The sequence below is a fragment of the Paenibacillus sp. FSL R10-2796 genome (genome assembly GCF_037965315.1).
GTDB lineage: Bacteria > Bacillota > Bacilli > Paenibacillales > Paenibacillaceae > Paenibacillus_AQ > Paenibacillus_AQ odorifer.
In genome coordinates this window covers 2,433,136-2,448,230 of record NZ_CP150178.1, presented here as the reverse complement: position 1 = coordinate 2,448,230, position 15,095 = coordinate 2,433,136, and the positions used below count along the sequence as shown (strand labels likewise).

Annotated in this window: 9 protein-coding genes; 2 read left to right on the top strand and 7 right to left on the bottom strand. The window is 43.4% G+C overall.

The window, feature by feature from the left end; translation table 11 throughout:
• Positions 1 to 425: 425 nt before the first annotated feature.
• The 5 genes from nspC to NST58_RS10805 form a co-directional block, all read right to left on the bottom strand.
• A complete protein-coding gene (gene nspC, locus NST58_RS10825) occupies positions 426 to 1,562 on the bottom strand; it encodes a carboxynorspermidine decarboxylase (RefSeq protein ID WP_076125019.1) in 1,137 nt (378 codons plus the stop codon).
• Positions 1,563 to 1,572: 10 nt separating this feature from the next.
• Positions 1,573 to 2,772 (bottom strand): saccharopine dehydrogenase family protein, encoded by a 1,200-nt coding sequence (locus NST58_RS10820; RefSeq protein WP_076191269.1) that lies wholly within the window; start codon positions 2,770 to 2,772, stop codon positions 1,573 to 1,575.
• A gap of 659 nt (positions 2,773 to 3,431) precedes the next feature.
• Complete coding sequence (locus NST58_RS10815) at positions 3,432 to 3,809, bottom strand: copper amine oxidase N-terminal domain-containing protein (protein ID WP_339247705.1); 378 nt, start codon at positions 3,807 to 3,809, stop codon at positions 3,432 to 3,434.
• A complete protein-coding gene (locus NST58_RS10810; RefSeq protein ID WP_339247703.1) occupies positions 3,806 to 4,921 on the bottom strand; it encodes a hypothetical protein in 1,116 nt (371 codons plus the stop codon). Before NST58_RS10810 ends, NST58_RS10815 begins: the two co-directional genes overlap by 4 nt.
• Before the next feature lie 41 nt (positions 4,922 to 4,962).
• Positions 4,963 to 5,964 carry a DUF4830 domain-containing protein gene (locus tag NST58_RS10805; protein ID WP_076191265.1) on the bottom strand — a complete coding sequence of 334 codons (1,002 nt, stop codon included), beginning with the start codon at positions 5,962 to 5,964 and terminating at the stop codon, positions 4,963 to 4,965.
• Positions 5,965 to 6,268: 304 nt separating this feature from the next.
• Here NST58_RS10805 and NST58_RS10800 point away from each other — a divergent pair, with 304 nt between their 5' ends.
• Positions 6,269 to 8,146 carry an LTA synthase family protein gene (locus NST58_RS10800; RefSeq protein WP_076191263.1) on the top strand — a complete coding sequence of 626 codons (1,878 nt, stop codon included), beginning with the start codon at positions 6,269 to 6,271 and terminating at the stop codon, positions 8,144 to 8,146.
• A 67-nt stretch (positions 8,147 to 8,213) separates the two neighbouring features.
• Here NST58_RS10800 and NST58_RS10795 read toward each other — a convergent pair whose 3' ends face one another.
• Together NST58_RS10795 and NST58_RS10790 are read right to left on the bottom strand one after the other, a co-directional pair.
• A complete protein-coding gene (locus NST58_RS10795; protein WP_076191261.1) occupies positions 8,214 to 11,816 on the bottom strand; it encodes an S-layer homology domain-containing protein in 3,603 nt (1,200 codons plus the stop codon).
• 239 nt (positions 11,817 to 12,055) lie between these two features.
• Positions 12,056 to 13,804 carry an alpha-glucosidase gene (locus tag NST58_RS10790; protein WP_081387808.1) on the bottom strand — a complete coding sequence of 583 codons (1,749 nt, stop codon included), beginning with the start codon at positions 13,802 to 13,804 and terminating at the stop codon, positions 12,056 to 12,058.
• Between the two features lie 274 nt (positions 13,805 to 14,078).
• Between NST58_RS10790 and NST58_RS10785 the strand changes: the two genes are divergently transcribed.
• Positions 14,079 to 15,074, top strand: a complete 996-nt coding sequence (locus NST58_RS10785) for a LacI family DNA-binding transcriptional regulator (RefSeq protein WP_256717185.1) — start codon at positions 14,079 to 14,081, stop codon at positions 15,072 to 15,074.
• The last annotated feature ends 21 nt before the right edge of the window (positions 15,075 to 15,095 follow it).

The window sequence follows — 15,095 nt, the reverse complement described above, 5'->3', positions numbered from 1 at the left end:
TGAGACCTTACTTGTGAGCGGCTAATTATGAAGAAACTTTTCCAGTAATACAAGTATCCAACTGTAAGATAAACCCAATAACAAGAGAAGCATCCCTATGAAAAAACGGTTCGATATCTATCTTCTCCCCATCCCCACGAGCATGAAGCGGACCGAGGAGACTCTATTTCCGAAAAATCGGCTGTATCAGCATACAATCGGACTCAGTTGCAGCTATTCTACCAAATGCGCCCTAAAAATAGTCACTATTCGGCCAATAAGAGCTATACTGTCCATAACCTTAGCTAAATAAGCTAATAAATACCAATAGCTGCTATACGGTCCTTAGCATCACTTCTCTTTTTCTAGATGTAATCGCGCATTCAAAGGACTGGAACCATAGCAAAAAAGGTGTCCCTGAAGGGACACCTTTTTAGATCATTCTATTAAGATAAACGTCCGCTGAAATCTTCGAAAGCGAACTGTTTGATTACTTTAATTCCCTCTTCGTCATTGTAGCTGACGATAGCTGGCAGATTCACGCCGTTAAACATATGGTTCTTCACCATAGAATAATGCGCCATATCTAGGAATACGAGTCTATCGCCGTATTTCAAAGGCTCCTTGAAGGAATAATCTCCAATCACATCTCCGGCTAGGCAAGTCATTCCACCTAATCTGTACGTATAAGGATATTCCCCAGGTTGTCCAGCATCGATAATGTTCGGACGGTATGGCATAGCCAGTACATCTGGCATGTGGCATTCAGCCGAAGTATCAAGAATCGCAATGTCCATACCGTTATGCATAACATCCAGAACGGTAGCTACCAAATATCCAGTATTAAGCGCAACGGCCTCACCTGGCTCCAGATAGATTTCCACACCGTAAGTCTCTTTCATATGCAAAATGCAGCGGACAAGGGTCTCCAGATCATAATCGGGACGTGTAATATGATGACCGCCACCAAAATTAAGCCATTTCATCCCTTTGAGATAAGGTCCGAACTTCTCTTCGACTACCTTGAGCGTACGCTCCAGTGTGTCAGAATTTTGTTCGCACATGGTATGGAAGTGTAATCCATCAATCCCCTCAAGCTCTTCAGGTCTAAAGTTAGGGAGAGTTACTCCCATTCTGGAATAATTGTAGCATGGATCATACAGCGGAACTTCGATCTCGGAATACTCCGGATTCACTCGAATGCCGCAGCTGATGTGCTTCGGTGCATTTTTCACACGATCCTTGAATCGATTCCACTGGTCAAAAGAATTGAACACAATGTGATCGGAGTATTCAAGAAGCTCATCGAATTCACTGTCCACATAAGCTGGTGCGTAGACATGAACCTCTTTGCCCATTTTTTCATAGCCAAGTCTGGCTTCGAATAAGGAGCTGGAAGTTACGCCATGCAAGTACTTGCCAACTAGCGGATACAAGGAGTGCATAGAGAAGCCTTTTTGCGCGAGCAAAATCTTAGCTCCTGTACGTTCTTGTACAGAATTCATAATCTCAAGATTGCGGGTAAGCAATCTTTCATCAACAAGGTAACATGGTGACGGGACAACGCTGATATCAATATCCATCAATCGCGCCTTAGTCTAGCAGCGTTGGCGAGAAATCTTCTTGCCAAGGCAGACCATGTTTATTCAAAGCTTCCATGAATGGATCTGGATCGAACTCTTCTACGTTGTGCACGCCTGGTTTCTTCCAGATTCCTTTTATAATTAACATTGCTCCGATCATTGCAGGAACGCCTGTAGTATAGGAAATGGCTTGGGAGCCAACCTCTGCATAACATTCTTCATGATCGCAAACGTTGTATACATAATAAGTTTTTGGCTTACCGTCTTTAGTACCTTGGATGATACATCCAATGTTAGTTTTACCTTTTGTTCTTGGTCCCAGGGAAGCTGGGTCAGGCAGCATTGCCTTCAAGAATTGCAAAGGAACGATCTCTTTACCTTCGTACATGATAGGCTCGATAGAAGTCATACCCACATTCTCAAGCACTTTCAAGTGAGTCAGGTAGTTCTGTGAGAAAGTCATCCAGAAACGGATCTTTTTCACGCCCTTGATGTTAACAGCCAAGGATTCCAGCTCTTCATGGTACAAAAGATAAATATCTTTAGGTCCAATTTCCGGAAGATCGTAAACTTTCTTCTCAGAAAGTGGTGCAGTTTCAATCCACTCGCCATTCTCGAAATAACGGCCATTAGCTGTAATTTCACGAATATTGATTTCAGGATTAAAGTTTGTAGCGAATGGATATCCATGATCGCCAGCGTTGGCGTCTACAATATCAATGGTATGGATCTCGTCAAAATAGTGCTTTTGCGCATAAGCCGTGAATACGCCAGTTACACCTGGGTCAAATCCACTGCCGAGCAAAGCGGTAAGGCCAGCTTTCTCAAATCTTTCTTTGTAAGCCCACTGCCAGGAATATTCGAATTTCGCTGTATCTTGTGGTTCATAATTGGCAGTATCCACATAGTGCACTCCTGTTGCCAGGCACGCATCCATGATCGTCAGGTCCTGATATGGGAGAGCGACATTAATAACGACATCCGGCTCAAAGCTCTTGATCAGTTCAATGACTTCGTCCGTGTTATCTGCATCGAGCTGAGCAGTAGAAATCTTCGTGCGGCCTCCGGCTAATTTATCTTTCAGAGCGTCACATTTCGCGACAGTTCTGCTAGCAATGCAGATCTCTTCAAATACATCCGGGTTCTGGCAGCATTTATGAACAACAACACTTGCTACGCCGCCAGCGCCAATAATTAACGCTTTTCCCAAAATAAAAACCTCCTAAAATTCCATTTGCAAAATCAACAAGGCTGATTATACATAATATTTTTGAATAAATCAATAAAAACCGACAAAAAATGATGTGTTTTGTGTAAAATCTCTAAGAAATCTTGTTAATACTCTTAAATGCTCATATTTCCTCGATTATCCACGTGTATAGATCAAGTGTTTTGCTGGAACAGAGTGGATTTTCAGAAACTAGGGCAACTAGATTATTCTATCACAAGAGGGTTATACTTCATACGATTTATTTTAAAATCAATGAAAAATCTCACCACCCTTTCAACTCCGCCTAAAGAAGTTCGGTTTCCACACATTCCAATCAACAGCACTGCAGCAAATACAAAGAGGCCGTAATATATACTCTTACCCGTTTTTGTCCCAATATTAATCGTTGTTGCTATGCCCATCCGTTTCGCGCCCATAATTGAACGATCATTGGGATAATTATAAGTTGTCCCATTTTTCCAATATTCATCATCATCCGTATAAAGAATCCTCGAAAAGATTCCCGCACACATTCTTCAAAATCGCGTACGCTTTGTTTACGGTCATTGCATATCCCCCTAAATCTTCTGCCTTCCACGCAAAAAAGCTGAGCTCCCCTGAAGGAGAGTTCAGCCTAAAGCTTCTAATATATAGTCAACTTATTTATTGGAATTTATTCGAACGGCATAAGCACCTGCATCCCATTCTACCTGCGCCCCCAACATTTCACTTATCAATCTGAGGGGTACATAAACGCTATCATTAATGAAGACCGGTTTTTGATCTGTTGCGATAATCTTTCCATTAACAGTCGTTTGTCCAGTTACCGAATTCAAGATCAGCGTTGTAGATCCCTTCACAGCAACCACAGCTCTCGATGGAACATCCCAACGAACATTAACTCCCATCTGCTCGAAGACTCCTCTTAAAGGAACATATGTCGAATTATTGATTAGTAACGGCGGCATAGTCAGTTCCATTTCATTCCCATTCAACAACACTTGAATAGATTTTTTCACCAGCTGAGGCGTACTCACCTCGATCTCTCTGACCCCCAGACCGTCTGTCCAAATTCATTTGCCCCCCAGGCAAGGACATGACCATCTTTTAAGAGTACATAATGATTTCTGCTCCCTTTAGAAACGGAAACTGCATTCTGGATGCCTTTAGACTGTGTAACATTAATCTTGTTCTTATCGCCAACCGTCCACTGCCACACGGTCCCATTCGCCTTCACTGCGGAATCTGTTGTCAGCGAAATGACGTCTGTAAGTCCTGGAACCTGAACAGGCTTTAGAGCTTCTCCCAGATATGGATCTATGTAATTATTCCAAATCCATACTGTGCCATCCCATCTCAATGCCGCCCCATAAAGTCCATAGGCTCCATCCATATCAACCGCTCTATATTCTCCGCTTCCTTTAATAAGCGTAGGCTTTAAGATTACGCCCTTCTGAGTTCCCAGCGGTTGCTGTGATCCCCACACCCATACCTCTCCGCCGTTACCAAGAGCCACTGAATTATTCGATCCCGCTGCTATAGACAGGACGGTGGGTAGTCCCTTCACCTGCACCGGGGTTAGCTTGTTTTTCCGCGAATCGTCACCGAGTTCTCCTTGTTCATTGCCTCCCCACGCCCAGACCGTTCCATCTTTAAGAAGAGCTAAGCTAAAGGTGCCCCCCGCAGAAACAGCTTTCACATCTGTTAGCCCTTGCACTTGAACAGGCTCTACAAGAATCTTAGAAGACTGTGTTCCAATGCCAAGTTGTCCATGCTCGTTCCCCCCTACCGCCCACACTGTACCATCGTCCTTCAACATCAAGTTATGGCGATAACCACCTGAGATTTGCTTTACATGATCGATATGCATTTTGACGGGAGTATACGCTGGTGTGGTCGCCCCATTACCAATAGAGCCATACCCACCACCCCACGCCCAGGCTGTTCCATCCGCAGTGACGGCATACGCACTTCTGTCACCAGCGTCCAGTTGGGTGATGCCAGACAATAATTTCTTTTCTTCAAGTGAATTCACATTATCTGCTGCTGCCACTAAAGGTGAGACCATAGTCAGGCAAAGAACAGTCCCGACAACAACTCTACAAATCCGACTTACCTGCACTTTTGACATCAAACTTTGTTTAAACACTTGAGATCACTCCTTTTATTAAAAATAGATAACGCAACAACTCACGGTCCCGTTCCAAAACCTCCAATCTTCCAGCCGTTAGCGTGTTTGGTCAACACTGCGAAGCGAGTCTCCCGGCCATCTGGGGTATTGAAGACGGGATTTAGTGATTTCATATACAGATCGACCACAATATTTAACGTTGTGCGGTCACCGATGTCTTTAATTTCTGAGCCAGTATCATAATCCATCACTTTATAAGAGGTAGGCTTAGCCTCAACAATACTTTCACTGAGAGCATTTTCACCACCAAAATCCGGGTTATAGAGTTGATGCGTTTGACGGTTAACCGTCAATGCAGTGAGTAAGGCATTAGGATTCAAACATGCGCGGGCACGGGTATGATTACCATCCTGAATAGCCTGAAAGAAAGCATCCAGAAGTTCGAAATGGCCTAATGAGGCTAAGTCACCATTCTCACCTTCCTCAGCAAACAAACCTTCTCTCTCCGTCCACTCCTCAAATGTAAGTCCTGTAATGTCAGTCAAGCTACGCTTCTTAATAGACGGGCCGATACTTTGAATATTAAATTCCAGCCACGCACCAACGGTATTCCCTGATTGCACAAGCAAAACGAGGTTGGAGGGATAAGAAAATTCTTTTTGTTCGCCAGAACCAGGTAAACCATCGACTAAGGAATACCGCTGCACCTCTACCGTGGTCCCCTTCAGCAGTGTCAAATCCAATCCTGCATCTTTAGAGAACTCATTCGCTAATTGCCAGTAAAGTCCCACTGGATACTCCCCCAGCTTAACCTCCCAGTTCTGCGGTACCTCAACTGCAAATACCTCCGGATGGCTCTGAACTTTATAATCCAGTGTTTGCAAAAAGTCTTCGGGAATCATAGTTACTTGAGCAGATGTCGACGTTACCTGTGGTACAGACGTTGAAGCTATAGAGGCAGCAGGTTCCACACCTATGGAGTTCTCCCCTTGATTACATCCAGAGTTTAAGAGTACAAAAAAACAAATCGTTACCACCGTTACAAACTGCCGCTTAGTCATCTGATTCCCGCCTCTCTAATCACTCCTCTATATTTAGACTGAGGAATATTATACAAAGTTGCGGGATACTGGAAATTATTAAAATCATTTTATACGCATAGGACCCTGTAGTTTGGGATTGGCGTTGATTTTACCTGCTTATGCGGCATAAATCGCCTGTTGCTTCGCTCTAGGGCTCCCGTCCACCTTTTGACACTTGTTAACTTCGAGAGCATAATAAGCTTCGGCATATTGCAACGGATTTCCATGAAATACAGGTATATGCAGGACCTTGGTGTAATTGCATCAGAGAGGATGATAACGAGTGAAAAAAGATTTTGATATAAAAAATAAACCCTTCCTAATCTTTAGCTTCGTCCTGCTGCTAAAATGCGCAGTGGCCTGGTTCGTAGTTTTTAGCGACGGTCCTAACTGGAGCATGCTGCTGACAGAGATCCCATTTTTCTTTATCGTATTTGGACTCATAGAATGGATGGCTTCCAAACGAAAGTTTCTGTATTACATGATAGCCAACCTATTGATTTCAGTCATATATTTTGCCGTGCTAATGTATTACAAATATTACGGTGTAATTGCTACTTATCATGCCTTAGAACAAGCAGATAAAGTAACTAAGGTGGGAGAAAGCACATACTCATTGCTGGACCCTTACTACTTGTTCATTTTTGTGGATATTGTAGTTTTCATGTTTTTTATGTTCCGTCCGAAATATATTGCGATCTGGAAAGAAAGAGGTATGAACCGCCGCATGAACCGGACTGCTTTGTTTGGAATCATCAGTGTTTCTTTGGCGGTCTGTGTCTTTAATGTTTGGCCAAATCATGCCAGTATGAACGAGAACAAAAAAGCGGAGAGTATGGGGATTCTTAATTACGAGGTCTATACTATTTTTGCCGATACAAGGGAAACAGAAGAAATAATCGACAGCAAAGAAATCACGCAACCATCCATTAACGAGACCAAAGGGATTACAGAACCTGTCTCACCGAAGTACTGGGCGGCAGCTCAAGGTAAGAATCTAATCGTGGTACAAATGGAATCTTTTCAGAACTTTTTGCTGGGCCTGAGCATTGACGGGCAGGAAGTAACACCCAATCTAAATAAGCTTTTGAAAAGCGAACATTATTTCAATAACTTCTATACTAATGCCGGGCAAGGAACAACTTCGGATGCTGAATTTGTAGTGAATACTTCGTTGTACGTTCCTCACCACGAAGTAGCCACTTCATCCAATTATATGGATAAGGCGCTTCCGAGCCTGCCTAAGTTAATGAAAGCTAATGGATATAACACAGCAACCTTTCACACCAATAGCGTAGAATTCTGGAACCGCAAAACCCTATACAAAGTTCTAGACTTTGATAAGTATTATGATCAAGCGTTCTATGGGGATGATGATCATATCGCATTCGGTGCTTCAGATGAGGTACTCTATGCCAAGACTGTTCCAGAATTAGTCAAAATGGATGCTAAAGATGATCCTTTTTACGCGATGGTCATTTCTATGAGTGCTCATCACCCTTATAAAATGCCAGAGTTAAAAAATAAAATGACACTGCCTAAACGGTATGAAGGCACCCTAGTTGGCAACTATATTCTAGCTCAAAATTACGCAGATTATGCAATGGGACAATTCCTGGATCAATTAAAGTCCAGTGGTCTATGGGATGATAGCGTCATTGTCTTTTACGGTGACCATCAGGGTGTATCGCTATATTCCCTTGATGGCAACGAGAAATCGTTAATGGAAGAAATGGTCGGACACGAATATGGTTATACCGATATGTTCAATGTTCCTTTCATCGTTCATGCCCCTGGTGTAGGTGAACCTGCCGTGTACAGCCAAACTGGTGGCCAAATCGACATTATGCCAACTGTAGCTAACCTGTTAGGGATTTCAATGAAAGACCAGCTCCACTTCGGAGAAGACCTGATGAACCAACAGACCAACATGCTGCCTGTCAGACACTTTTTGCCTACCGGCTCTTTCATTAATGACACAAGCATGTATTTAACTGGTGTCGATTACGACGATGGAGACAACTTTAATCTAATCGATGGCTCAGAAACAGAGGGCGGTTCGACAAAAGAACAATTTGACGCCGTTCAGCGGCTTCTAAATATGTCAAACAGCTACATTCAACAACTGCCGGATTTACCCTCTACGGATGATGCAAAGTAACTATAAAAAAATGCCCCTCAGCCAAATAGCTGAGGGGCATTTTTGTTTTTTTATAAGAATCTAAAACTTAATTAAGCTTCAACATCCTATCGATAATCACTGCTGCTTGAGCACGGTTGGCAATTTTTTTAGGACCGAAGGTATCCGCAGTCAGACCTTGCACAATGCCTTCCTGTGTTAGTAATGCCACCGCTTCTTTACCATAAGCAGCGATTGTTGCCTGATCTTTAAAGTTAGCCAGAGCGGCATTTGTATCACTTACCGACTTGCCTTTAAATTTCTTAAATGCATTGGATACAATGATTGCCATTTCCTCACGTGTAATCGCACGGTTAGGATCAAACTTTCCATTGCCTACACCGTTAATCAATCCGTTCTTGACCCCGGATGCAATGTATCCGTAAGACCAGTCAGAAGCTTTCACGTCACTGAAGGCAGCGGATGATTTCACATCAAGCAGATCAAAAGCTCGCACGATCATGGTAATAAACTCGGCACGCGTCACCTCTTTAAGCGGAGCAAAGGTATTATCGCTCACCCCTTGCAGAATCCCTTTTGCCGCCAGCTCTTTAATCGCCGATGCTGCCCACGCCACCTTACCTAGATCCGTGAAGTTAGAACCTATTGGGGCTGGTGTCGCAGACGGCTGCACAGTTGGAGTTGGAGCTGGCGTTGGTGTTGCAGACGGCTGCACGGTCGGTGCAGGTGTTGATGTTACAGATGGCTGCCACGGTGTCGAAGGTGTCGTTGGCTCTTGTTCATTCACCCCGTTATCCATACCATCCTCTTCAGTCGCCGCTGGAGCAGCAGCATAGATTGAATTGGCAAGCAATCTGAATTGATTTTGCGGATGATATTTATTCATCAGATCATTCGCAAATAACGTCACATGAATGTTGTCTGTATTGTAAGTAAGCGCCAATACTTGGTCTTGTGCAGCCTCGTTATTCGGCCACCAGCCTGCTTTGAAAAAGTCAGCGCCTGATCCGTATTTCGCCAAGATCTCTGCGCCTTCAGGCACTTTTGTAATATAAGCCGCGGAAACCGTGTAGAGGTATTCGCTATCGGCATAAGGCGCTGTAATTACATTGTCCTGAGAGACCTCAGCCTTAAATAATCCCTCATGAGCATCTTCTTTGCCATCCTTATTGACCGGAGTTGAATAGTCCAGCCCAGGGAGGACCTTAAGCCCTTTAACAGTTTTCAGCATCGTTCTTCCATAACCGATAAATGGTTTACCTGTAGCAATCAGATTCGTTCCCGAATTGATTAGAACATCTGCTGCCACTGTATCCGTAGTTACGTTAAATCCAAGATCCTTCAGCATAAATGCAGTCGCTCCTGCAATAGCTACCTTAGGAGCCTTAAGCAATTTACCCGTTCTGTTCTCTGAAGCACTAAACGGCACAATATCCAGCAGATATTTAGACGATACCGTTCTAAGGTTGGATCTGGATACAAGGAAACTTCCCTTCTCGTAACCCGTCCCCCCATTCTCCAGCAGTGTCACTGCCTTATGATTGGCTAGCAGCTCATTCACAGCTTTTATCGCATCATTGTTGCTGTTTTTAATCACATAATTTTGCTCGAACGGAGATTGATCCAGATTCGCACTAGGGATCGTTACACTGCTAACCTGTTCTGTTTTCCCAGTGAATGCTCCAACAGAACGGCTAATATATCGGTCAAAACCACGCATAGCCGAGAAATTCTGTACCGTATCTGAATACATCTCATTAAAATCCGAGACATCTAGTCCATCATACAAGACAAGATTCGCATAACCTCTTTTGGCTTGATGCATATTCACCACATAGGTTCCAGCCGGATAGACTACAGAATCTACAGTTACACTGGCTGTTGTCCGTTCTATTTTCACATTGTTACGCAGTAGGTACTGAACCATTTTGTAGGTTTCCAGATCATTTTTTTGCAAATCTTTTGCAACCGGAAGAATGTAATACTCAGGGAAGAAATTCGTATTCTCATCTACCCCTGGACGTCCAATGGACTCATTCTGTGCATTGATTAGATAATCTTTAACAGCAGCATTAGTATTCTCATTTTGGATACCCCGTTTGAAGATTTCCAATTGATTCAGGAACAGTTCCTGCTTGTTGTTGATCACATAATCGGTTGCCCCCAAAGCCGCATAATAAAAGGCATCCAGTGAATCTTCATTCAATTCAGGCACTTCAATCGTATGCCCAAGTGCTCCTTGATGCATGGCATATACAGCTGTGTAGGCTGGTGAAGCATCATCCCAACCTGTTGCATTCGTTCCTTTATAGTTCGGATCCTGTTGTGTTTTTTCGTATTCTTCATAAGGGATATGGTAGGAATCATATTTAGTATTAGCAATTCCCGCCTTCCCCATGGCATTTGCTTGCTCAAGCATACTTGGCATTACAAGATCATATTCAATGTTAGGATCATGAGGTGGTGTGCAAGGCTCAATCAAGAAGCCACTTACAAATCCATGCATGTCCAAAAAGGTAAGCGGCGTCCACTTAGCAATTTGTGCAGTTACCGCTTGTGTCTCAGGCTGGGTCTGGTAAGAGTTGTCCCGATTTGGATCAAGCAGCGTTGAAGTTTGACGCGTGTTTAACGCGCGACCGTCAGGATTCTCTACATAATCAAGCAGGAAAATCACATGGTCAAGCGCTTCGTCGATGTTCAGAACTACCTTTTTCGGATTTCCATTATCATCAGTGGTATCATAGGTGACAATTTGCTGTGTCATCAGCGTATCCAAAAACTTAATGATTACATCGACACCATTGGCTTCATCGGCATGAATGTTGTTCAACCAGATAGGTACCTTATAATCCTGCAGATCCCCGTCGTTAATTTTCTTTTGCAGGGCTTCAGGATCATTCATCATAAGCGGTAAGGTCTCGTTCAAATATTGATCTACTGAGGACTTATCCTTAGCAACAATAGAGAAATGAATGGCACGACCTTGAGTTGAGGTCCCAATTTGCTGATACTCTACATATCGATCATATTTATTATTGCTGTCAGCAGTAATCCTATCGATCGCCGGTTTAATCTCATCATATGTATGATAGGTTTCATATGGATTTAGTTTGACTTGCTGCTCTACCAGCACATCTCCAGCAGGTAATGTCCCGATTAGATTATAAATTCCCACTCGTTTGACGTACTCTGCACGTATACCCGTTAATGAGAGATTCTCTCCGTACAGCAAATCAAAATGAATTAAAGCCTTTACTTTTGAACCTGAGATCGGCTCATAGGTCACTGTTACGAAAGGATTACCTGAATAATCTTTCGCATCTTTATTCCATTTCTTCCACTCTGCCAGCGGCTTCATCTCTTCCGCCGTTCTGCCAAAATTCCAGATGATATCTTGAGGCGATGCCCCATCAGGAAGATCTAAAGTCAATTCTAATGTTCTAGCTTCCGTCATAGAAGCTTTGTATACTTCTGTGGAAACTGTCGCCGCTATTTGTTCATAGACAGCAGTCGCTACCGTAGTTTGTTCTGAAGAAAGCACCGCTGGATCAGCTGTGTTCTCCGTAGAAACCGGAGCAACAACCGCCTGCGGATTAATTTCGGTTGCAACTTCACCTGCATATGCAGCTGGAAGCAGACCCGACATCATAAGTGTAAAAGCTAGTAATAAAGATAGTATTCTCTTGGACATTTTTTACCTCCTATAATTTTGTCTACTTTCACCCCAAATTGAATGAATATACACTTATATGAATCTGTATTCATAACATAATATAGTATTCTATTAATTTTGGGAACAAAAATAATAGAAAAAATAATATTTTTATACGACTCGCCTAAGTAAGCGCATTCATTTTGTGCAAGAGCCCTACACTACCGCAACAAAAAAAGCGCCCGGATAACCGGACGCTTTGAATTACAATGAATATATTAAACGGTTTCTGGAAAAGAAGCTTCACTTAACTCTTGTGCAGGTACAAGTTCACTGCTACCCTCTTGCTCTACAGGTGCGTTAACCAGCATATACACACGGGACTCGTAAGGCCGTAATGCGACTGTCTCAATCGGCTCCGCAGGATCAACCTCATAGTTATGCAAGAGCAATTCACTAGTATCAAATTCCAAATCAAATGGAAGGTCAAACAGCGCTTCCTCTGCTGTCAGGTTAGACATGACCAGCAGTTTTTTATTTCCAAGCGTCCGCGTATAAGCATAAATACGTTCATCTTCAGGCAAAATGAGATCATATGTCCCGTAAACAGTAACGGGATTAGCAGCCCGAAGAGCGATAAGCTTTTTGTAATGATGATAGATGGAATAAGGGTCCTGCTTCGCCCGCTCCACATTGATTTCCGTATAATTCGGATTCACCTTCATCCATGGCTTGCCGCTGCTGAAACCAGCGTTTTCAGAGTCGCTCCATTGCATTGGTGTTCTAGAGTTGTCCCGACCGTTCTTCCAGATTACCTCCATGACTTCCTCATGTGGTTTACCGGCTTCAGTCTCCAAACGATACAAGTTCTTCATCGCCACATCATCGTAATCATCCATTGATTCAAATCTTACATTGGTCATCCCAATTTCTTGACCTTGATAAATAAATGGTGTTCCCTGCATCAGGAAATACATCGTAGCCAACGATTTAGCTGACTCTTTCCAATACTGGCCATCATTTCCCCAAGTAGAAACTGAACGCGGCTGGTCGTGATTTTCGATGAACAATGCGTTCCAGCCTCTGCCCTCAAGACCTTTTTGCCAACGGGAGAGCGCTGATTTTAGCTGCAGAACATCCAATCCACCTGTCACACTCTTATTCCAAAGAGCTAAATGCTCGAATTGAAAAATCATATTAAATTTGCCTTGCTCTTCACCCACCCACGACTCCGCCTGATCAACATTTACACCACTCGCTTCGCCAACCGTCATGATGTCATATCGGTCAAACGTCTCCTGCTTGAGCTCCTGCAAGAAATCGTGAATCCCCTCACGGTTCATGTGCCCATCGCCAGACGGAACATACGGAAGATTCTGTGGATTCGGTAGATCGGGATGTCCGGTGATTTTTTTAATATGTGAAATGGCATCCACCCGGAAGCCGTCGATTCCTTTGTCCAGCCACCAGTTGACCATGCTATACAATTCACGGCGCACCTCAGGATTCTCCCAGTTGAGGTCTGGCTGTCTTTTGGAAAATACATGCATAAAATATTGCTCTGTGGCGGGATCAAGCTCCCAAATCGAACCGCTGAAAATACTCTCCCAGTTATTCGGCTCCTTCCCGTACTTGGGATCACTCCAAATATAATAATCCCGCTTCGGATTATCCTTGCTTGAACGTGCTTCAACAAACCATGGATGTTCGTCCGAAGTATGATTAATCACTAGATCCAGAATCAGCTTCATGCCTCGTGCATGAACCTCGTGCAGCAGCTGATCAAAGTCGGCCATGCTGCCGAACTCCGCCATAATATCCTGATAATCCGAAATATCATAACCATTATCATCATTTGGGGATTTATAAATAGGACAGATCCAAATGACATTGATGCCAAGCTCCTGCAAATAATCAAGTTTAGAAATGACTCCCTGCAGATCGCCTACACCATCACCATTGCTGTCCATAAAGCTCCGTGGGTAAATTTGATACGCTGTGGCTTCTTTCCACCATGTTCTGTTCAATGCATGCAGCTCCTTCGTATTCATATACCCTTCACAGGAAAATATTTTCCCGAAATTCATTAGAATTAATAATTCAGTTATTGTTTTCAGCAAAAATTCAACTTTATCGTGCAAAACAAGCTTTTTTCAAGGAAATAATTTTCCTTCAGCGATCATTATAGGACCTTTTATTTCCTAGGTCAACAACAATCTTTTGGATTCTTGAAGCTATCCGTGATATGCTTGCGAGAGTTGAAACACCAAGTGAATCATATGGAAAGTTATGGTGATCTTCTTGAAGGTAAAGATAAAAGATATAGCCCAATTGGCGAACGTTTCGATCTCTACGGTGTCCAGGGTAATCAATAACAGCAAACCAGTTAACGATGATGTCCGTAAACGAGTACTGGAAGCTATTAAACAAACCAACTACCGTTCGAATGTCATCGGCCTTGAAACGGACAAAGCTAATACACAGCTGATCGGTGTGATCATTCCGCAGAATAGCAACACTGTACTGGATGACTTCAATGTTGGCATTCGCGATCTCGCGGATTTGTATGGATACGACATTATGGTCGGATTAACGGACGGCAGTGCAGAAAGTGAACAACATTATTTGAAGATGTTCCAGCGGATGGGGACAGAAGGAAATATATTTGTGGGTTCTATTCCAAACCATGAACATTTGGAGATCATCCGCAGCTCAAATACACCTTGCGTGCTTGTCGGGCAACAATCGCAGGTGGATACGATTCCTTCCGTTCATCTGGACAATATAACTGCCTCTTATGAAGCTGTTACTTATCTGATTCAAAAAGGTCATCGCAAAATCGCTATGATTCGCGGCTCGGGAGATAATGCGGTGGGTGGGGATCGGTATAAAGGCTATCTACAAGCCCTTATGGATGCAGGCATAACCTTAAGGAAAGAATGGGTAGTAGAAAGTGCGATGGCCGTCGAAGATGGGAGCGACGCCATGCGCCGAATTATGGATAGCGGAGAGTTACCTACTGCGGTGTTTTGCTCTACAGATTGGATGGCAGTTGGAGCCATGAATCATTTAACCGATAACGGTCTACGGGTGCCAGCTGATGTCGCCGTGTTCGGATTTGATAACAGCTTCATTGCCTCTATCGTTCGACCTAAGCTTTCCTCGGTTGAATACTCTGGAACGGAGATTGGGATGACCGCCACTCGAACTTTAATCAAGCTGATTAAAGGGGAGACCGTTGTGCCGCATCATGCAAATGTGGCTCATTATTTGGCTATTCGGGAAAGTACGGGTTAGGAGCTGTGGAGCTCCTAACCC